Raw genomic sequence first — 21,450 nt, 5'->3', positions numbered from 1 at the left:
TCCCATGCATGCCAAGGCTGGTGATCAATGTCTATTCATCGGCGGCATGTTCGTATTCCAGCGCCTGAGGCCTGGGCGACCGGGCGCGACAATCTACCCGCACCCAATGCTCCAGACCTCCGTCATCAAGTATCAGCGCAGCGTTAATCAATGGCTGGCCATCGAGTGTCATGGAGGTGAAGGTCGAACTGCCCTGACGCACATCAAAGTGGTAAAGGGTTTTGCCGAAGCGGTAGTGCAAGATAAAGCCCGGCCAGTCGACGGGTATCAGCGGTTCGATTCTGAGCGTGCGGCCGCTGCGTTGTACGCCCAATAACGACTCGACTATCAGCCGGTACATCCAGCCCGCTGAACCGGTGTACCAGGTCCAGCCACCTCGACCGGCATGGGGCGCCGCGCCGTAGACATCCGCCGCCATGACATAAGGCTCGACCTTATAGGTGTCGATTTTAGCGTTGTTGGCAGGGGTGGCGGGGTTGATCAGATTCAACAGTTCCCAGGCTTTGCCGGCTTCACCCAACTGTGCAAAAGCCATACCCGTCCAAACGGCAGCATGCGTGTACTGACCTCCGTTCTCGCGCACGCCAGGCACGTAGCCCTTGATGTAGCCGGGATCCAGGGCGCCCTTGTCAAACGGGGGATCCAGCAGCAGCACGGCGCGGATGTCACGTTTGATCAGATGCTCATCCAATGCCTGCATGGCCTTGATCTGGCGGACGGCAGAGCCGGCCCCCGAGAGCACTGACCAGCTTTGAGCAATGGAATCGATACGACATTCTTCATTGCTCGCCGAGCCGAGCATTTGTCCGTCATCGAACCAGGCACGGCGATACCAGGCGCCGTCCCAGGCAGTCTGGTCGAGGTTGCGTTGCAGTGTCACCGCGCTGTCGTTGCAGCGTTTGGCAAATGCGTGATCACCGTGCAGGCGAGCGGTCACTGCAAATTGCTCCAGCACCTGATAGCTGAAGAAGCCCAGCCAGACACTTTCACCCGCACCCAGGTGGCCGACGCGATTCATGCCGTCGTTCCAGTCACCAGAGCCCATCAGCGGCAATCCGTGATGACCGCGGCGCAGGCTGTGTTCGATGGCTCGCACGCAATGTTGATACAGGGACTCTCGCAGGGGCGATACACCGGGGAGGTCATAGTAGGACTCTTCGCCGGCCACCAGTTGGCGTCCTTCCAGATACCCGGCGTCCTCTTCCAGTACACCCACATCCGCGGTCATTTCGACATAGCGGTTGGTGGCGGCCACCAGCCACAAAAAGTCGTCGGAGCAAGCGGTGCGGACCCCTCGATTCATCGGCGGGTGCCACCAGTGTTGCACATCGCCTTCCTCATACTGATGGCTGGCGCACAGCAACAGGTGCGCGCGCACGGCTGCCGGATCGGCATGGATCATCGCCATGCTGTCCTGTAACTGATCGCGAAAACCGATGGCGCCACCCGACTGGTAGTAGCCGCTTCGGGCTTCGAAACGGCACGCGATGACCTGATACATCAACCAGCCGTTGACCATGACGTCGACCTCAGGCGCCCCCGTTTCAATACGAATCGCCCCGAGCAATGAGCGCCAGTGTTCCCGTACTTTATGCAATTCCTCGGCGGCCACCAGGCTGCCCCGATAACGCTGCACCAGCTGGGTGGCGGCGTTACTGGAAGACGCTGCCCCCAGGCGCAGAATGACTTCCCGGGTATCGCCCTCGCCGAGGTCGATCGACACTTGCAGGGCGGCACAAGGGTCCAGACCACCGCCCATGCGCCCGGACAGACCGGCATGCTGCATCGCTGCCGGTGAGGCGAGGGTGCCATTGCGGCCGATGAATTCAGTACGGTCACCGCTGACACCGTGATCGATCGTGTCGGTGTCAAAGAACGCCACCCGCTCGGAAAACTCCAACGAATAGGCGTTGCGGGCGAAGAAGGCCCCGCTGGAGGGATCCGATTGGCTGACCACGTGCATCGCCGATTTGCTGCGCAGATCGCCCAGCACCCATTCCACATACCCGGTGACCGACAATGACCGGCGGCGTCCCGAGCGGTTGCTCAACACTAGCCGAGAGAATTTGATTGGCGCATCCAGCGCCACGTAGATCCACAGCTCGCTGTAAATGCCGTCTTCTTCATGCTCGAATACGCTGTAACCGAAACCGTGACGGGTCTGGTACGGGCCTTGTCCGGGGCAGGGTTGAGGCGCTGCAGACCAGAAGTGCCCGGTCTCTTCATCACGCAGGTAAATGGCTTCGCCGCTGCGATCGGTGACCGGATCGTTGTGCCAGGGCGTCAGGCGAAATTCATGGGCGTTTTCGGCCCAGGTATAGGCACTGCCAGCTTCCGAGACCACCGTGCCGAGGTGTGCATTGGCGATCACGTTGACCCAGGGCGCGGGTGTCGGATCGGGCGCGAGCCCGGTGATGATGTACTCACCGCCATCGGCGCTGAAGCCGCCATATTCGTTGCTCAACAGCAGGAAGGGACGGTTCGGTCGTACCAATGCGGGCCGAGCCTGAAATTGCCGGGTCGCCACAAACGGCGCGTGCACCGGTGATACTTTGCGGCGATGAATCTGTTCCGCCAGGCTGCCCAGATCTTCGCTCAGCACCAGCCTGGCAACCGATAGGAACAGCACGCGATCTTCATTCGATATCTGCTGCGCGGGGCGCACGAAAATCCCGCCCGGACGATCCAGTAGAGTGGCTTCACTGCCTGAGGTGATAAGGCCCAGGATCGCGTCTTGCAGTTGCTGGCGATAACCCGCCTGATCTTCGTTCCAGATCAACAAATCGACCACCAACCCTTTTTGCCGCCAGTAGGCGTGGGCCTGAATCAATTGCTGCACGAGGGCGATGTTGTCCAGGCTCTGGATTTGCAGCAACACGATGGGCAGGTCGCCAGAAATGGCCTGCCCCCACAGCCCCGACTGATTGCGGCGATTGGCAATCAGCACCGCATGGTTGGCGCGCATCGAGGCGTTCGCGTAAAGCAATGACGAGGCCATCTGCTCGAACAGACGGGCATCGGACAACGAGGCGTTGAGCTGACGCAGAAGCACCTGGCTATGGGTCCAGGACAGATCGAACACGCGGTCGGCGAGGTGGCGGTCGCGGTATTTGTTGATGAGGTAAAGGCAGTCATCACGGCTGTCAGCGACACCGGTGACCAGGTCGATGGTGGCCTGTTGTCCGGGTTGCAGGGTAATCCTGCAGCGAATCGCGATCACCGGGTCGAGCACCGGGCCTGCACTGCCTGACAAGCGCTGGCAATCGGCATCAAGGGCGGCAGGTGACACAAGGCTGCGTCCTCGGCCGATGAACCGGGCGCGATCGGTTTCGTACGAGATCGCATCGATGTCCACCCCGTGTGCCGCCAGCAAGTGGCACATCCACGGTGTCGGTTCATCGCTCGCCCGGGGGCGGCGGCTACAGACTATGGCCTGAAGCGCAGGCAGTAATTCGGTCTGCACGAACAGCTTGCTGAACGCCGGGTGCATCGCGTCGCTGACCGGGGTTGTCAGCACCACTTCGGCGTAAGTGGTGATCTCCAGTGTCTTGGCCGATGATGCTCGGTTGGTGACATGCAGGCGGCGCAGTTCGATGTCGTCTTCAGGCGAGACAACAATCTCCATATGCGTGTCGAAATCCAGGTTGCGCGCACGGAACTCTGCACGGGAATCGCAGAAAATCGCCTCGTGGCTCTCGGGTTGATGCATCGTCGGTTGATGCGCCGCCGACCAGACCGTGTTGCTCTGGACGTCGCGCAGGTAGCAGAACATCCCCCAATTGTCCTGTGAGGTGTCCTCCTGCCAACGGGTGATCGCCATTTCATGACGGCGGCTGTAACCACCGCCGCCGCTGGTCAGCATGACGTGGTAGCGACCGTTGGAGAGCAACTGCACGGCCGGACGCTTGCGCCCCGGATCGGAGAACACCCGAAGCCCCGTATCCTGGCCTTGGCCGACATCGCCGAGTACTGGTGATTGTGCGGTCTGCAGGTACGGCGCGGCGGATTTCGGCACCCGTTCCTGTAGCAGCAGCAGGGCTGATCGCAGCGCCGGGTCGGCCTCAAATCGCTGTTGCATGGGTTGATCGAGCAGTCGGCTGGTCAAGGCCAGCATGCTCATGCCCTGGTGGTGAGCCATGAACGACCGGACTACGACGAAGTGTTGGCCGCGCGGTAAGCGGGCCTCGGTGTAATCCACGGCTTCATACAGACCGAAACGTCCAGCGGAGCCCTGCAGGGCGAGGCGTTGCAGGTTCTTGCAGGCCGCATCGGCATCGACCATCAACGCCAGGACGCTGGCGTAGGGCGCTATCACGACGTCATTGCTCAGCCCGCGTTGGAGCCCCAGGGCCTGAACGCCAAAGGCGCGGTATTGATAATTGAAGTGCGCGTCGACGGTGGAGTAACCCGACTCCGAAACGCCCCAGGGAATACCCAGCCTGTTGCCCTGTTCGATCTGCACCGACACGGCGGCGCGGCAAGTCTGGTCCAGCAGACTGCCCTCGAAGTTGGGCATCACCAGCATGGGCATCAGGTATTCGAACATCGAACCCGACCAGGACAGTAACGTCGGTACGCCGGCGTTTTCACTCAGCAGCCTTCCCAAGGTGAACCAGGCGCGTTGGGGGATTTGTCCTTGAGCGATGGCCACGTAATTGGTCAGCCGCACCTCGGACGCCAGCAGGTCGTAGTAACCGGTGTCGAGCCTGCGTTCCTCGGCGTTGTAACCGATGACAAACAGGTCACGCTGATTGTCGTAAAGCAGCGAAAAATCCATCTGCGCCAACGTCGTCGCCAATAACGCCACACGCTTCAGGGTTTCCAGACGCTGCGCGGCGCCACTGCGGACCCGCTCGATCTCAGGATGATGCTCGGCGGCCCAGTCGGCGGGGTTCAGGTCGGCCAGTTGACGCAAGGTGCGAGGCGATTCAATCGTGACCGAGGGGGCAGGGAGGCGATAACGCTGCAGTTCTTCTGTCCAGTCGATGCATTGACGGATGAACGCTTCTCGCCAGTAGAGGCTTTCTTCGTCGATGTCCGCTGGCTGGCTGGTGACCATGACGCGAGCCGTCTGCAGCAGGTCTGCCAGCGCATCAGGGTTCGCAATTTGCGTGACCGGTTCAAGGCCTTTCCTCAATGGCAGGGCGTATTCATCCGCCCCCGAGGCGCGTTGGGCATCTGCAAGGATATCCAGGGTATCGCGCAGGCCATTGATCACGGCAGGGCCGAACATCGGGGCGTCTGCCAGCTTCGCAATGCCGGTGCTCAAGGTCAGCAGCAGGCCTGCCAGGTTGCCGCTGTCGACGGTGGAGACGTAATGCGGACGCAGCGGCTCGAGGGTCTGCGTGTCGTACCAGTTATAGAAATGCTGCCGATAACGCTCCAGACCGTCCATGCTTTCAAGTGATGCCGCAAGCCGGGACAGCAGTCGTTCAGTGCTCAGGTAGGCGAAATCGTGAGCGGCCAGGTGGGCGAGCAGTGACATGCCCAAATTGGTCGGCGAGGTGCGATGGGCAATGGCAGGTCTGGGTTCTTCCTGCACGTTATCCGGTGGCAGCCAGTGATCCTCGGGCCCGACGTATTGATCGAAGAACGCCCAGGTCTTGCGCGCCAGCAACCTCAGGAAGCGCAAATCATCCGTCGACGGTGCGAACACCGACTGCTTGGGTGCCGAACTGAGCCACCAAGCGATCCAGGGGCCCGCTAACCAAGACAGCAGCAGCGGACTGGCGATGGCCAGCGTCTGGGGATCCTTCACCAGCAGCGCCAGTGAGATCAGGGCCGACACGGGCTCGATCCACATCTGGCGATAGAGGCCGGGCAGCTGGTTTTCGGTGGTGCGCTCCACCTCGCGCGAGGGCTGCCATTGCAACAGCCGGCGTCTGCTGAAGCCGATTCGCCAGAGCGAGCGCAGGATGGCGTCAGCGCTGTAGAACATCTCGAAGGGCAGCCAGGCGAGCGTCAGACCTGCCCGGGCGAGGTCTTGTGCCAAATCACCCAGCAGAGCCCTGAGGTATTGTCCATACGGCACATTAACAACGGGGGGCTGCATCAGATCGGTCAACGCTCGCAGCAACGGTTGAATCACCATCAACCCGATGACTGTCAGGGTCCAGTTCATTGGCTGACTGCTGGCAAACCAGCCCCATGCGAACATCAGCAACAGCGCCAGCGGTTCCAGGCTACGTCGCAGATTGTCCAGAATCTTCCATCGTGCCATGACGCTCAGCCTGTTGCGCACCCACTTGCCGTCGGCGTTGCGCGCCCAGGGCAATGTCCACGGCAGCAGTTGCCAGTCGCCGCGAACCCAGCGATGCCGTCGTTTGACATCGGCACCGTAACGCGAGGGATACTGCTCGTAGACTTGCACGTCGCTGAGCAGGCCGGATCGTGCATAACACCCTTCGATCAGGTCGTGGCTGAGAATCTGGTTATCCGGCAAGCAACCTTCCAAGGCGCAGGTGAACGCGTCCACGTCGTAGATGCCCTTGCCTATGAAGGAACCTTGGTGGAACAGGTCCTGATAAACGTCGGATATTGTCCGAGTGTAGGGATCGACGCCGGCATCACTTCCAAACAGCCTGGCGTAGATCGAACGCGTGGCGCTGGTCAGGCTGATGCCCACTCGCGGTTGCAACACTGCGTAGCCGGAAATGATCTGCTCACCGTCACTGTCGAACAACGGACGATTCAACGGGTGCATCATGGCCGCCACACATTGGCGAGCGACATCGCGCGGCAGCAGGGTGTCGGTGTCCAGCGTGATCACGTATCGCACCCCGCGCAATGGCCTGATGTCGCCGACGATGGCGTTGAAGCGCTCCTCTCCATGGCCACGCAACAGGGCGTTGAGTTCAATCAGCTTGCCGCGTTTGCGCTCGTGGCCCATCCACACGCGTTCGCTGGCGTTCCAGCGACGCGGCCGATGCAGTAGAAAAAATCGGTCGCTGAGTCCGTCCTCGTATTTTCGGTTGAGCAGGGTGATTGCACGGGAGGCCTGTGTGAGCAGTTCGGCGTCTTGCGGCTGAGCCTCTTCAGGCGCATCCAGAAAATCACTGAGCAACGCGAAATACAGGTTGCTGTCGCGGTTGGCGAGAAACCGCACTTCAAGACCTTCCACCAGTTCGTCCACATCGGCCAGGCTGGCGATCAGCGTCGGAATCACCACCAGGCTTCGCGCGCAATCGGGAATACCGTTGGCAAAATCCATTTTCGGCAGCGTCGTCGGCAACAAACTGAATGTCACCAACCAGTTGATCAGGCTGATCGCCAGTCGGCTGGTCATGATCAGGCAGGGAATCGCCATCATCAGAAGCGCCACATCGGGCATCCCGTCGCGCTGCGCGGAGGCCAGTAAAGGCCAGGCGAAGATGAGCGTCAGAACAGCCACCGGCGCTAGATAAAACATCAGCGGCGACTGCTGCAACAACCGTTTCCAGCGCTCATGAAGCGGCACCCTGGCCTTGAGTCGTAGCTCCAGCGTCGGCAGCCCTGCGCTGATCAGGTAATACCCGACATGGCGGGCCAGCAACTCGCAGGGGAATGAAGCGGTTCCGGCCGCGGCAAGCTGGATCGCGGCGCGGGCAACCTGGATTTCCGAGTGCTGGGGACTTCTTCGGGCAAGGCGTTCTATGACATGCCGGTAGCTGTCGCGGGTACTGAAATCCATCGCCAGGTAAATTTCTGCCGGGTCTTCAGTGAGAATCTGCTCGACATGACTCAAAGACTCGACGAACTCGCGCCAGTCCGTGGCGGACAGGAGGCGCAAACTGCCGATGCTGTTACCAATCGACACCTGATCCGCTGCCTGTTGTTGCGCATCGAGCTGCACCTGGCGTTCGATGCTGGAGCCTGTCTCACTCAGCGTCTGCTCCATCCAGTTCAGCGCCAGGGCCAGCGCTGCGCTCTGGCCCTGCAGGCGGCGGGTGAATTCGGCGACAAAGGCGGCAGTCATCGGCGGTGCGGAGCGGGCCATGTCGGCAACGGTCAGCACCACGCTTTTGATGTCTCGTTCCGAGGTTTCGATCAGGTGTTCGGCCCAGTCATCGGCCAGATTGCGCTCGTTGGCGTTGGCCATGACCCTGGAGGCCACTCGCCGCAGGTTTTCGATCAACGCCAGTCGCAGCATGATCGGTATCGCCCACAGTTCGCCCAGCGCCAGAGGCATCACGGTCTGATAGGAAAAAATGAAGCGGCTCAGGCTTTCCTCATCGACTCGACCGTCGCCGTGGGAGATGGTCTCCAGCGCGATGTCATAGACGCGAGGCAGCCCTGCCGACGGGCCATTGATCAGGCGTGGCAACTCACGGCTATAACCTTTGGGCAGGTGCGTTCGGGCGGTGCGAATGTTTTCCTCGATCAAATAGTAATTGTCCAGCAGCCATTCCGCCGCCGGCGTTACTCGTCGGCTGGACACTTGCGCGTTGGCCAACGCCGTGCTGCTGCGTTTGAGCAGCTCCTCGTTATCATCGAGCCTGTGTAGCATCGAATCCTTTGCGGACAGCGTTGTCAGGCGATGCTGCCCGGCCAGGGCGATGCCGTGACTGGCCATCTGATCGGCACTGAAAAGCTCCGAGCGCAAAATTGGCTCGTATTTGAATCGAGGTGGGGGAAACAGACGGGTTCGCCATGCGCCGGGCCAGCGGTAAAGTACCTTCTGTAGGCGTGTCCATATGCTGTTCATAAGGTCCTGAGCCTGAATCGCATCATACAATTGCGTACTTTTTATAGGTGCACCAACGCATAGCTGCAGTACCGAGCAGCGCTGGGAGGACGTAGCTTTTCAGCTTGAGTGTGCTGACTTGGAGGGCTGTTCGTCTGTTCGCTGGCGAACATAGCGCGCGTTCGTTCGTAGCGCTGTCTGGAGTGACTGCTTTTGGCCGATTTCAGCCCGTCGCGAGAGGCAGAAAACGACCCATAGCTGCCGGTCAGTACCGGTAGTAAACGGCCACAACCGGACCTTCTGACCTGACCTCCAGCATCGCCAAAAGCAGACTTTTGGGCCGTCGGTTTCTCGTCACTTTTAAAACTTGTGCGGACCCCGAGACAGAGCAATGAACGCAGGGAAGTGGTCATGCCGTATCAGGCAATGTAAGCAGTCTTGAGGTGTTTGGTCGATGAAGTCATTTGTAGAGTCTGAGAGGCTGCCTAAATTTTTAGGCAGCCTTGTTTCATCAGAACTTCATGGACTCACCATCCTCAGGAATCATAACCCGATCCTGAATTTTGTTTTCTTGCACAAAAGCGCGTAATTCCTTACGGCCGAGCGACATGTGGTTCACGACATCCATGTGTACGGCAACGATGGCCGCATTAGGCGCTGCCTTGGTGGCTTGCAGTGTGTCTTGCTTGCCCATGATGATGGGATGCTCCTCAAAACCGCTCATGAGAGCGTTGCCCGTGTTCAGGATCACCACGTCTGGCTTGTGCTGCTTCAATGCTCGATCCACTTCCGGGCGCCATACGGTGTCGCCGGCGACATAGACCGTTTTGGCTTTGGGAGCAGAAAACACGACGCCCATGACGGGGCCCATCGCTTCAGCACGTTCAGGGTCTGCAAACCACAAATCACTGCCGTGCTGGCCGCCGGTCTTGCTCAGCTTCACGCCGTTGAACGTGGTTGTGCCCTTGAGGACACGCACATCCTTAAAGCCTTGACCCCGAATTGTTTTGGCATCGACTTCGTTTTGCACAAACACAGGCATGTTCTTGGGAATCTGCTTTTGCGCAGCTTCATCCCAGTGGTCCGTGTGGGTGTGGGTCACTACGACGGCTTCGACGCTGTTCAACACCTCATCAACCGAGAAAGGCAGGTCTACCAATGGGTTGCGCAATTCACTACGGTAGGTACCTGGAAAGCCTGGGAACCCACCCTTGGCTGAGAGCATGGGATCGACCAGAAACGTGGTGCCAGAGAAGTCGATCTTGACGGTAGCGTTGCGAATTTGCTGGACTTGGACTGCGTTCGCCACAGACGTGGACGCTGCCGGGTCGCTGGTGCCAGAGTAGGCGGTGCCGCAGGCGAGGAGCATAGCGATGCCACTCAGGGCAATGCCGCTGTGCAAAGGGTTCAAGACTTTCATGGGGTTTTCCTTTTCAATAATTTGCTGATTGCGCGCAATAGAGGTTTCGTTTGTGCGGTGAGGTCAATTTTGCGGATCGGCAGGATTTTGCACCATTGGCCCAAATGACATTGATAGGTATAATTGGGCCATTTTTTTTTTTTTTTTGTTCACTTGTTTCTGGAGGCTCCATGCAGCCCGTCCGTGTCGCAGTGCTTGCTTTCGAAGGTGTCAGCCTCTTTCACCTCTCGGTGCCTGGCATCGTGTTCGGCGTGGCGCCGGCACCCAGCGGACTGCCTCCGTACGAAGTGCGGTACTGCGCGCCGACGCCTGGCCGTGTTCGTTGCGACCAAGGCATGGAGATTGAGGTGCCTGGCGGCCTCGACGCCATGGAGGATGCCGACCTTGTCATCGTTCCTGCTTGGAACCATCCCGAAAACGTTGCCCCCGCTGTCCTGTCGAACGCCCTGCGCAAAGCCCACGCTCGCGGTGCCCAGGTGGTCGGCCTGTGCCTGGGCGCCTTCGTGCTGGGTGATGCAGGCTTATTGGACGGGCGGCGCGCGACGACCCATTGGGCCTGCCGCGACCTCTTCGCCAAGCGCTTTCCGCTGGCGAACTTTCTCCCTGACGTGCTTTATGTGGACGACGCCAACGTCATTACGTCTGCAGGGACGGTTGCGGCGATTGACTGCTGCTTGAACCTTGTGCGTCAGCGCCATGGTGCTGACGTTGCCAACCGCGTGGCGAGGCTGCTGGTGACTCCACCGCACCGCCAGGGGGGACAAGCGCAATACATAGAGCAGCCGGTGCCTGCACTGCCCAGCGAGAACCGTTTACCCGGCGTGCTGGAGTGGGCACGCGAGCATTTGTCGGAGCCGCTGTCGCTGGATGTATTGGCCGACATAGCGCGCATGAGCCGGAGAACCTTCACCCGACGGTTTCGTGAGGCTACGGGCACCACCTTCGTCAAGTGGCTGGCTGCCGAGCGTATTGCGAGGGCACAGCAGTTACTGGAAACCACGGATTTGTCGATTGAGCGCGTTGCGAGCGAGGTAGGCTTTGGCACCGCGCTGTCACTGCGTCAACACTTTGCAAGCCAGCTGCACACGTCACCCTCTGCATACAGGCGGCTCTTTTGTGAAGGCCAACAAGGCTCTTTGGACGCCTCAATCAAAAGAGAGTATTGACCGCCCATCCATGCCTGTGAACAGTCAGCCATCAGTATCATCTATGGATGGGTATGGCCGCTTTGGCGCAAGACGTATGTCTCTTTTGGGTGAAAAGGGATCAATCCCGAGAGGCTGCTTCTGGCCGATTGCTGCCCGTCGCGAGGGCTGCAATCGACCATAGCGGACGTTGAATAATGTTGTGATGCTGGCTAATCCAGCTTCTAGCCAACTCCATTCATAGCGTTCGTTAGGAAGGGCAGGCAGATTAAATGCAGCTAAATTGTACTTCCGCACCGGCATACGAAGAGTAAGGGTCATAAGGTTTCGCAGATGAGCTTTGTACAGAAAGTTGCTTGCCTTGTTTTTTACAAAACGCAGCAGCCTCTTTTAGTATCTCTACCTTCACCGAGCTACCGTTATAGGCCATCGAGTCCTCCTTTTCGTAAACATAATTGCCTCCTCCGAGGTCAACGATGCCTGAGTTCGTCGCACAGCCGAACAGTGCAAGAACAGCAACCGAAGGGATGACAATTCGCATATTTTTTCCTCAAAAAAACGAATGGCTTAACTAAAAGTAGACGATAGATCTGGAGTGTTCGGTGCGGTGTAGCTTTTTTTTATCGCGTTATGTGGTCGAACGCTTCTTCTGCCGCATCAAGCATTTTCGTCGGATCGCCACCCGGCACGACAAGCTTTCGGAACGCTTCTCTTCATTCGTTGCTCTCGCCGCCGCATTCATCTGGATCTGCTGATTGTCCTTGCTTTAGCAACTGCCGAATAAATATACCGAAATTGGGTACTTCACCCATGGCGCCTTCCCACTCCATTGGAGCAAACATTATTGAGCACACTCGGAAAGGTGGTCCGGAGCGCGTATCGAACCCGACCATCTCTGGGCCACCGTTATCGCCAAACCCAATAAATCCTGGCAACCACTTTTCAACCTCGTAATCACGATTGTTCTCGATCGCTTTCAACGCCGGCCAAATACGGACATATCCTGGATGTCCCAACATATGTGCTTCGCCGCCGTCGCTCAGCCGAAGCAACTCCACATACTCACACGGCAACGAAGCGGGAGTTGCGGCGACTAGGGCTGCGATGGAAGATTCCGCAGCTGGCGCATCGCCTTCATACTGATAGTCGCCGCTTAATAGCAAAGTTCGTAAATCCACTCGATACTCCCTCGAAATTGGCGGTGGCCGAAGTCAGCCAAAAGCACATGACTACTTGGATCGGACTCAATGCGCTTGGTTTTTCGTTCAATGGTTGTCTTGATAGGCACCCAACGCAGAGCAATGGCGGCATCTGAAGAGGTAGGCGGTAGGGCCGTGGTCCTTGTTCAGTGCACTGAAGAATGTGTGCCATTGAGGCCCATCCTCCAGCCCCGTCGCGTCCTGTACGGCAGTTATTGCTTCTGCCCCTAACGCAAGCAGCTCTGCATAGCCTGCCTTGCCGATGAACGCGCCTGCGTCATTGCAATGGGTAAACCACCGCTCCTGCTGCCAGCCATTAAAACCGGGTGTGCGCTGGCTCAACTCGGCGACCAGCGCTTCATCGAGTTCTTCTTCAGCATCCAGTCCAATGCTGTCTTCATCAATGAAGGTTGCGCCGAGCCGTCGGTGAACGCTCCCATCGGCAATGCACCAGGGACAGATGCAGGCTTCGTAATCTTCAGCGGCGTATACCGGCCCCACATAGATGTAGCCACGAGCCTGGTCGCAGCTGATGCAGGTGTTTGTGGAGGGTTGTACCGAGCCGCTTATAACTGGGTCTGGGTGGTAGGTGAACTGTGGCAGATTCATTGAAAGGTCCTTGATCCATAGACATGCCCTGAGCTGGAAGCGTTAGCGTACATCGCAGTATTCTTCCTTGAACTTGAGGCCAATGGGGTAACAACAGTCAGATTGCAAATTGTGGTTGTGTTTCGATACCCTTTTATCTACATCGATACCTCACCCGTGCGAGTGTTGCTCCAGGCGACGATTTGAATTCGCCGGCCCGCTCAAGGGTGGGGTTTTCAGCCTGACCATGTGTCAGGTGGTCTTTGGTACTAAAGGCCGGTGCCAGGCTTCGCGCAGCGGCGTCTGAATACAACGCGAATCCGTAGACCTCTGGGTTCGGGAAGTCCTTGCGAAATTGATTAGCCCACAACTTCTTTGATCAAGGCATCCATGGATGAAAAGGTCAGCCCGTCGGTGATGGACGGGCATCCCGAGTCCAGCAGATAAAAACGTTCTATCGCAGATCTGTCCACCAGTATCAGTCGGCCGCCTGAGTCATCACCGATCAACAGATACCCGGGGAAGTACTCGGCTATTTCGTATGTCTGTTGACGCTCGGCTATTTCATCCGTCGAATAGATTTTTACGAGGTCTTCGATCATTGCGCCGTCGCAGGACCACCAGAATCTGGTTATCCATGAACCTGGGTTGATGGATAGCTGCTGCGCTGTGCGGGTGATCTTTTCAACGTCTGCAGGCGGGTTTTTTTCTGTGTAACGCACGTTCATTCGGATGCACCAGATGAAGGGTTTTTAGCCCACTTATTCAAAAAAGAACTTCATGAATCCGTCCACGTCTGCACCTGCAACGGTGCCCACAACCTCCCTGACTCTGTGCAGGAAGGCGGGTTTGTAGTTCTGCTCTTCATCGATTGTTTCGTCGTTGAATTCCTGAACTTGCACGGATATGCCCGCCTGCAACGCGCCGATCAACGACAGTATGTCTGCCGCTACCTTGAACGACCTTTTCTGAATCGAGCCGAAGATCGGCGAATGCTCATCGCCGCGATCAAAAACCAGCACATCGCCATTTCGATCGGCAAAGACCGTGAAGCCGTCCTTCCATCCCCATGCCGGATCTTCGTTCTCCATGGTATGCCAGCCTTGTTGCGCTTTTGCCAAGTTCTCGGGACCGTAAAGCTGCAAGCCGAAGTCCGCACCGATCATCGGTCGAGCAGAGAAGCCTATCCGTTCGAAATAATCGCGCATTACCCCGCTTTTAGGGACTTCTGCGATGGCAGAAATATTGGCTGGGGCCTCGTTGAATTTCAGTTGGCCGAGGGAGTTTGGCCATGTATTAAACAGAGCTACAAAATTTTCAAACACCTTCGACCGGTGATCCATCCTGTTTTCCTGCAATGCGTTTACCGGGGCCTGTGATGCATTAAGAGGCTTCGCCTAGACTGTCAAACGGTTCGAAATCCCGCTCGGTAAAGGCTTCTGTCAGGATGTTTGAACTGCACAGCCATTCAATGGCTTCCACCAGCCCGTGGCCGGCAACCAGCGCGGCTTCGCTATGGCGCGGCAACACATAGATGCGCTCAGGATCGCCAGGGTGAATGATGAGTTCGTCACCGTCGTAGGTGTCGCCAATGATGATGCACTGCAGGGCCTTTTCCTTGGGCATCAGTTCTTTGTCGTCATCCCAGAACCAGTATTGGTTAATGCGTTCCAGCCAGTTGGCCTGGCTGTTTTCACCGTGCAATATCTGATGGGGCGGGTATATCCTGATGTACACGCCACCGAGAATGCCTTCGCCAAATTGCGTCACGTATTCACGGTAACCGGTGGGAAATCTGCTACCCAGCGCATGTTGCGCCTGATCGACTTCGGCGTCTGTTGACAGCACCCTTGGTTCGCCCATCACGTTGATGTTTTCGAACATTCCATGTCTCCTGATTTGATGAATCAACCGCACGATATTTAGCGCAATCGACCTTGAGTGAGCAGGGTGCCCGGCATATGCAATTGCACGTAGCCAATCACAACCACCATCGACACGCAGAACACCCATTGCAGCCGACTGAGCCCGGCAATCCGATAGATCGCCTGCAGTGGCCTTCGCCAGCGGTACTGGCGGTCCGCCGGGACTGCGCTGGCGGGCTGCAGCAGGCCGATCGCCCCGTTGATCAGATAAGTCGCCAGCCCCAGTACCCCAAGCCAGTGCCAGATGACAACGGCAAGTGCCAGTAACGGGCCGCCATTGCGGATAACCCGGTAACCACGATCCGCGGTCAGTTTGTGTTGTACACACCATGCGCTGGCGCGCTGGTCGAGGTCCTGCAGGTTGTCCGTCAAGGAGGTCCAATGGCTGAGCAGCCATTTGCCGACCTGTGCCGCCAACAGACCACCCAGTGCATAGAGAGGCAGCATGAGCAGCGTCAGCATGGGTCCGGAACCGGGCAGGTTGTTCAGTGCAAGGGTCAGGGTCAAGACGCAGGCCGCACGTTTCACGCCATGGGGCGAGTCCTTGTGCCCGATGAGTGCCTTCCAGAACCCGGGATCATGGTTGGGGAACATCCCCAGCAGGTCGGGGAAACGCGTGGCAAAGCTCTCTTCCAGTTGTTCACAGGCCTGCCAGTCAGCCTCGACGAAACTTGCAGCCAGCTCCGCCTGCTGCGTCGGTTGGGTCGCCAGCAAGAACAGCGTGGCGGCGTTGGCGCGCGCACTGGGGTGTGGCTGGCGCTGCTGAATCAAGGAACGCAGTTCGCCAAGCCAGGTTTGCTGCTCGCAGCGTCGGTGCAGCGCTTGCCACTGCTCTTGGGCAATGGGCACCACCGCCGCTTCAACGTCCCAGGCGAACAATCGACACACCCGTTGAAACAGGGGGGGTGACCAGTCCTCGGTATTCAACAACAGCGTGAGGACATGCACCTGCAACGCCTGACGACGAGCGAAATCACCGAGCCAGGCTTGTTGGCTGTGGTGTTCCAGACAGTCGAAGAACCGCTGTTCCTCTCCGGTTGCCAAGTGCTGGTCGAGCTTGCGGTAAAGCGCTGCCGTAAGGGCGCGGGCAAGACAATGCTGCTCAAATTCACTGGCGGGGATCCGTTGCCAGGGCGTCAACCATTGGCGCTGTTCAATGCCCCATGTCAGAAGGTGCGGATGCGCTTCAGGATCGTTCACGCAACGTTGGAACAGCAGCCGTTCGAACTCGGCATCGCAGCCTCTGGCCGATGCCTCGGTCCAGTACCGATTAACCGCCCGGTCATCAAATCCGCTCAGGAGCCCGACGGCCTGCTCGTGCAGGGACAGCGTGGGCGCCAGGCGCGGGTGTGTCCGGTTTTCTCCAGTGGGCCGTGAAACGTCAGCAGTACCCCGATCGACCTCGTCCCAGCCCTCGCGCAGACTGTGCAAGGCCTGCTCGTAGGCTTCACGCAGCTCCTGGAAGGCGCCAGGATCCTCGTCCGGACGTCTGACCTTGAGCAGTTTGGCATATTGGCGCTTGATGCTGCGCTCATCGGACTGGGCGGGCAGGTCAAGGACCTCCCAGCAATCGAAATCAGACGCCATGCTCAGTACCCGCCACCGGATTCGAGCAGACTGATGCGCCCGCTCAGATCATGGCGAGCCTGGCGGATCAGGCGCTCGTCCTGGCTTGCCAGTGCTTGTTGAAACAGGTTGGCCCAATGGGCGATCTTTTCACGCAGCTCGCCCAGGCTTTCCTGATACAAACGCTCCAGGCGCGCCACCAGCACCGTATTGATCTGCTGTTCGCGGGGGTGCACCTTGAGTTCGGCCAGTGCGAGCAGGCGCTGGGCAATTTCTTCGCTGCCGAGCACCCCCGGGTTGTTTTCGATGACCAGTGCATGCTGTTCACCGGTCATGGGGATGCGCACCTGACACTCGAGAATGCCGTTGATGTCGTAGGTGAAGCGCACGTCCAGATCGACGACGCCACCCGTGTTCGCCGGGACCGGAATCTCCAGTTCACCCAAGGCGATGTTGTCACGCACCAGACGACTCTCACCCTGGTAGATCTTCACCAACACGCTTTCCTGCAGTTCATGGACGGTACACACGGTCTTTACCCGGCTGACGGGGACCGTACTGTTGCGCTCGATGATCGGTAGGTAGTGCCCGTCCTCATAGTGTTGGCCCACCCGTACCGAGGTTGAGATACCCAGGGTGTAGGAGCAGACGTCGGTCAATACCACTTCTTCCAGGGCGGCACTGCGGGACTTCAGCGCGGCTTGTATCGCTGCGCCGTGAGCCACGGCTTCGTCAGGGTTGATGTGGAAGGAGGGGAAGCGGCCAAACAGCCCCGCGGCTAGTTTGCGCACTAGCGGCATGCGTGTGGTGCCACCCACCAGCAGTACTTCGTCGAGCTCGTTGATGCGAATTCTGGCATCGCGCAGCGCGCGTTCAACCGGATTGCGCAGGCGTTCGAGCAAGGGCGCGAACAATGTGGCCATCTCGTCCTGCGGAAAGACGTGCTTCCATTGCTGCCCGTCCACCCGCAACACAAACTCACTCGTCGTTTCCTGCCCCAGCGCTTGGCGGACTCGCTCGGCTTCGCGGCGCAACGCGTGGGCAATGGAGGGTGTCGGCGGAAATCCTGGCTGGTCGCGCTGGGTCTGAATAAAGCGTTCGGCCAGCACCTGGTCGAAATCCTCGCCGCCCAGATAGTTGTCGCCGGCGCTGGCCCGTACCTCCATGACTCCGTCGAACAGTTCGAGGACTGATACGTCGAAGGTGCCGCCGCCCAGGTCGAAGACCAGGAACGAGGTTTCCTTGCCGTGCTGAGGCAAGCCGTAGGCCAGCGCGGCAGCGGTCGGTTCATTGATGAGTTTGTCGACTTTCAGCCCGGCCAGTTCGCCAGCGATACGGGTTGCCTTGCGCTGCGCATCGCTGAAGTACGCGGGGACGCTAATGACCGCCTCGGTCACCGGTTCGCCGTAGGCACGCTCGACATCTTCCTTCAGGCTCTTGAGTACCAGTGCCGACAGTTCTTCAGGGCGCAACGACTGCATACCCAGTCTCACGGTGTGCGCACTGCCCATATGACGCTTGAACAATGCGGTGGTCAGGGTGGAATGGGTGTGCAAGCGCTCGCGGGCAGCCTGGCCGACCAGAATCCGGCCTTCGTCGTCCAGCCCAACGACCGAAGGGGTCAGCACCTGACCTAGGGCGTTCGGCACCAGCACACTGGCATCGTTATGCCAGACAGCCACCAGGCTGTTGGTGGTACCCAGGTCAATTCCGACAATCATCTATGAGTTCCTTTCCCCTGGCTTGACTTCATGGACCTGTTCTTCCTTGAACCACAGAGACAGATGTGTAGTCATTGTGCGATCACTTTTTCCAATTAAGGTTCAATGCTCGCACGTTCGATGAACGGACCGGACCTCGGTGCATGACATAACCTTCGACACGCTGATGAGGCTGACAAGTCAAAGCCAATACGTTGTGCCAATATTGATTTTGGACACAGTTTTTTAAACGAAGGAATAAAAATGGCTGAGATCAGCAAGGTGCCTGCCGAGTTGGCAGAGGAGCTCAAAGTATTGAGCCATCAGGGGCTCGACTTACTGAGCCTTACTCAGGATCACGCTTCGGTTGATGTGGTTGCGGCGATTACGGAGCGGGTGCGTAATTGCAAAGCGCGTGGCACAACGCTGCCCGAGGGCGAAATATTTGCACTTGGAGCGTTGCTGGGTCGCCAATACGTAGAAGGGCAAGGCTGGCACTGGGGCGATGTGGTTTGGGATTTTGATGAGACCACTGCGGCTGTCGGAGTGCTGAACCACGACAACTCATTGTTCATCAACCCTATTGGCTGGGTGGCTGAAGTGATGAAGTCCGAGGGCGGCGTCGGCTTCATGCTTAACTACAACATGGTCAGCGCGCATCAGGTTCCGGTATGCGAACCTGATAGCGCCACAGGCCTCTACTGACTGCTTGCTCTGGAGAAGCGTGCCGACCTCAAATTGAACGCTGGTTTACCCGCGCCATGAGTTGCTCGGCACTCTCCTTGCGTTCCGACTAGCGAGCGCAGGGTGAACTCAACCGTTCTTTCATCGACAGGCAGCAAATGGCCGATAGCGGTCCGCCTTCTTCAGGCGCGCTCGCCCATTTCTCAGAGCATCTCGGCCAAAAAATTTGCAGTCACAAGCGCCCATGTCCTCACGTCGACGAAGGCCCTATAGTTTTCCAATCAACGCCCCACAAATCATCCCCAGGACTCGCCATGAGTGAACCCACCAAAATCCGCCAAGCCGTCGCAAGCGATGAACCCGCAGTCCGCACCAGTGACTCGCAAGTCAACCCATACTAAACAACTGCCGAATCAAATTCGGCGTACTACCCGTCCAGCGTTTAAATGACCGACGAAAGTTGGCGGCATCACTAAAACTCAGATAGCCCGCCACTTCCTCATTGCTGAGCCCTTTGACTTGATACAGATACAGCGCCACCTGTTTGCGCACGCGATCCACTTGCTGCTGAAAACCCGTGTCATGTTTTTGCAGTTTTCGTTTGAGGGTGGCGGGGCTCATGGCGAAGGCTTGGGCGGCTTGTTCCAGGCTCGGGGGTTGGCGCACCTGTTCCAGCAGGTAGGTGTAGAGGCAGTCGGTGAAGCTCGCGGTAAAGCCAAGCTGTTCGATTTGCCCCACGGCTTCCAGGCGGGCGACCTGGCCGGCGGTGGCTGAGGCGTTGGGCCAGGGTTGGGCGAGGTATTCCCGGGGGATGCGCATCAGGTCCAGCGGACGTTTGAACTGGGTGTCTTCGCCCAGGTGCACCCAATACTGTTCGACGTACCGCGGCTCGGCATGGCTGAGGCTGCACACCCACGGCAGGCGGCGGCCGCTGAGCCACTGACTCATGGCCACCAGCGAGGTCATGCTCGCTTCCAGCAGGAATCGCCATTGCTCGCCCGCGCCGCAACTGTCCAGCCAATAGACGTAGGCGAACTGCTCATCCAGCAACAGGCGCGGCGTGGCCAACGGGCTGAGCAATGCCTGTTGCTGCACCAGCGAGTCGAGGGCCTGGTGCAGGTTTTGTGCGTGGCGCAAGGCGTGGCTGACGGCGCCGTAGTGTCCGGGCAGTAATCGCTGGCCGAACAGGAAACTGCTGTCGTCGGCGTCCAGCAGGCGCCGGCTATTGCCGATCAGTTGAAGAAACTGCTGCGGGCTGAGGCGAGTCTGACCCGCCAGAATGTCTTCATGAAAGAGCCCGGTGCCGCGTAGCAGGCGATGGCTGTCGATGTCCCGGGACAACGCCAGATCGATCAGGGTGGCGGGTTGGTAATGCCCGGGGATGAAACGGCTGTCGGCTTCGTACCAGGTGGTTTTGACGGTCATCGCCGGGCCTCAGGCGCTTTTGGCGAGTGGTTGCTTGGCCCGTGCCAGCGCCAGGTTGAGGCGCTTGAGAAGGGTTTCAGGCGTCTCGTCCAGGGCCATCACCACCGCCGTACTGGCCGCCAGTTGCACGCGCTCGCCATGTTGGCGGGTCTTATGCGCGAGGCTATGCACGGCGTGTTGCAGCTCTTGCGCCAGGAGCTGCGCCTGACGCTCGCCGGTGTTGGGCAGCAGCACCACAAAACGGTCGCCAGCCAGACGGCAGAGCAGGTCCTGGCGGCGCAAGTTGAGCATCAGCAAATGACTCAGGGCTTGCAGCACGGCGTCGCCCTCGGCGTGTCCGAAGTTCTGGTTGATGGAGGCGAAGTTGTCCAGGTCCAGCACCAGCAGTGACAGCGGTTGTTGTTGCCTGATGCTGTCGGCGAGGCTGTCGGTCAGTTGCCGTTTGAGGTAGTCGGCACTGCCCAGCGGCGTGAGTTTGTCGAACAGTCGATGTTCGCGAAACAGCCGCTCGCGTTTCTCCATCTGCGCGCTGATCGCCAGTTGTTCGCGATGCCAGTGATAGATGCCGATGGTCAACAGAATCATGCCGACCGGCATCGGTCCGGACTCCAGCCAGTGGTCCCAGGTGATGCTGTCGGGCAGGCGGATGAACTCGTCGAGGCTGTCGATCCACCAGGAGAAAAAGATGCAACCGAGCCCAAGCGCCAGGTAGTTGGTGACCCGTCCGGCGGGGCGGCTCTTGAGCACCAGCCCCAGCCAGACTAGGGCCAGCAGCGCCGAGCCGCCTTCGCCGATGATGTCCAGCCAGACCCACTCACTGACGGCTTTCAGATCGCCGCAGGCCAGGTGCAGCAGCAACCCGAGGTTGGCCGCCAGCAGCAGGGCGGTGAGTTTCCAACGGTGGGGCTTGAGCACTGAGAACATGACTGCGGTCCTTGGATGAGGAAGCGATGCGCGCCAGCACAGCAGATGTTTGTGACAGTCGGGTGACGAGGCACGAACGGGTGGGGGAGGTCGAATCAGCTCACCGTGAATTGTTTTTTCAGCGCCGCGCCGCGCGTTCCCATGAGCGCTCGAGTGCTTCGAACGGCGTTCCGACGAGGGGGTCAGCACATCCAACCGCGAGCCTGGCTGAC

The 21,450-nt window shown here is 58.8% G+C and carries 14 protein-coding genes and 1 pseudogene; 3 read left to right on the top strand and 12 right to left on the bottom strand.

All coding sequences use genetic code 11. The features are described from left to right. Nucleotides 1–31: 31 nt before the first annotated feature. Together ACA063_RS17775 and ACA063_RS17770 are read right to left on the bottom strand one after the other, a co-directional pair. A complete protein-coding gene (locus ACA063_RS17775) occupies nt 32–8,683 on the bottom strand; it encodes a GH36-type glycosyl hydrolase domain-containing protein (RefSeq protein WP_497662727.1) in 8,652 nt (2,883 codons plus the stop codon). 490 nt (nt 8,684–9,173) lie between these two features. After that, nucleotides 9,174–10,082 (bottom strand): MBL fold metallo-hydrolase, encoded by a 909-nt coding sequence (locus ACA063_RS17770; protein WP_497662726.1) that lies wholly within the window; start codon nt 10,080–10,082, stop codon nt 9,174–9,176. A 170-nt stretch (nt 10,083–10,252) separates the two neighbouring features. On the opposite strand from ACA063_RS17770, the gene ACA063_RS17765 reads away from it, so the two are divergent. Then, nucleotides 10,253–11,248: a GlxA family transcriptional regulator gene (locus ACA063_RS17765; RefSeq protein ID WP_497662725.1), complete on the top strand. Its 996-nt coding sequence runs from the start codon at nt 10,253–10,255 to the stop codon at nt 11,246–11,248. Between the two features lie 247 nt (nt 11,249–11,495). On the opposite strand, the gene ACA063_RS17760 is transcribed toward ACA063_RS17765, so the two are convergent. Next, on the bottom strand, nt 11,496–11,768 hold the full coding sequence (locus ACA063_RS17760; RefSeq protein ID WP_497662724.1) for a hypothetical protein: 273 nt from the start codon (nt 11,766–11,768) through the stop codon (nt 11,496–11,498). A gap of 76 nt (nt 11,769–11,844) precedes the next feature. On the opposite strand from ACA063_RS17760, the pseudogene ACA063_RS17755 reads away from it, so the two are divergent. Further along, nucleotides 11,845–11,982: pseudogene (locus tag ACA063_RS17755) on the top strand (IS5/IS1182 family transposase); the annotation flags it as partial. Here the strand turns inward: ACA063_RS17755 and ACA063_RS17750 are convergent. The 7 genes from ACA063_RS17750 to ACA063_RS17720 all read right to left on the bottom strand — a co-directional run bounded on the left by ACA063_RS17750 (nt 11,941) and on the right by ACA063_RS17720 (nt 18,226). Beyond that, nucleotides 11,941–12,405, bottom strand: a complete 465-nt coding sequence (locus tag ACA063_RS17750; protein WP_497662723.1) for an SMI1/KNR4 family protein — start codon at nt 12,403–12,405, stop codon at nt 11,941–11,943. The pseudogene ACA063_RS17755 and the gene ACA063_RS17750 sit on opposite strands and share 42 nt — an antisense overlap. Nucleotides 12,406–12,492: 87 nt before the next feature. Further along, nucleotides 12,493–13,035, bottom strand: coding sequence for a CbrC family protein (locus tag ACA063_RS17745; protein WP_497662722.1), 543 nt, complete (start codon nt 13,033–13,035; stop codon nt 12,493–12,495). A 338-nt stretch (nt 13,036–13,373) separates the two neighbouring features. After that, nucleotides 13,374–13,742, bottom strand: a complete 369-nt coding sequence (locus ACA063_RS17740) for a hypothetical protein (RefSeq protein WP_497662721.1) — start codon at nt 13,740–13,742, stop codon at nt 13,374–13,376. A gap of 33 nt (nt 13,743–13,775) precedes the next feature. Beyond that, nucleotides 13,776–14,357 carry a hypothetical protein gene (locus tag ACA063_RS17735; protein WP_497662720.1) on the bottom strand — a complete coding sequence of 194 codons (582 nt, stop codon included), beginning with the start codon at nt 14,355–14,357 and terminating at the stop codon, nt 13,776–13,778. Between the two features lie 40 nt (nt 14,358–14,397). Next, complete coding sequence (locus ACA063_RS17730) at nt 14,398–14,898, bottom strand: SMI1/KNR4 family protein (protein WP_497662719.1); 501 nt, start codon at nt 14,896–14,898, stop codon at nt 14,398–14,400. 38 nt (nt 14,899–14,936) lie between these two features. Then, nucleotides 14,937–16,526 carry a J domain-containing protein gene (locus tag ACA063_RS17725; RefSeq protein ID WP_497662718.1) on the bottom strand — a complete coding sequence of 530 codons (1,590 nt, stop codon included), beginning with the start codon at nt 16,524–16,526 and terminating at the stop codon, nt 14,937–14,939. Between the two features lie 2 nt (nt 16,527–16,528). After that, nucleotides 16,529–18,226: a molecular chaperone HscC gene (locus ACA063_RS17720; protein ID WP_497662717.1), complete on the bottom strand. Its 1,698-nt coding sequence runs from the start codon at nt 18,224–18,226 to the stop codon at nt 16,529–16,531. Between the two features lie 243 nt (nt 18,227–18,469). Here ACA063_RS17720 and ACA063_RS17715 point away from each other — a divergent pair, with 243 nt between their 5' ends. Then, on the top strand, nt 18,470–18,910 hold the full coding sequence (locus tag ACA063_RS17715; protein WP_497662716.1) for a hypothetical protein: 441 nt from the start codon (nt 18,470–18,472) through the stop codon (nt 18,908–18,910). Nucleotides 18,911–19,276: 366 nt separating this feature from the next. Here the strand turns inward: ACA063_RS17715 and ACA063_RS17710 are convergent, their stop codons facing one another. Next, nucleotides 19,277–20,314, bottom strand: a complete 1,038-nt coding sequence (locus tag ACA063_RS17710; protein ID WP_497662715.1) for an AraC family transcriptional regulator ligand-binding domain-containing protein — start codon at nt 20,312–20,314, stop codon at nt 19,277–19,279. A gap of 9 nt (nt 20,315–20,323) precedes the next feature. Next, entirely contained in the window at nt 20,324–21,238 is a 915-nt protein-coding gene (locus ACA063_RS17705) for a GGDEF domain-containing protein (RefSeq protein WP_497662714.1), read from the bottom strand. Nucleotides 21,239–21,450 lie beyond the last annotated feature (212 nt).

This window comes from Pseudomonas sp. LBUM1643, assembly GCF_059716215.1.
Note: the sequence above shows the minus strand (reverse complement) of the source record. Positions and strands in the feature narration are given on the sequence as shown.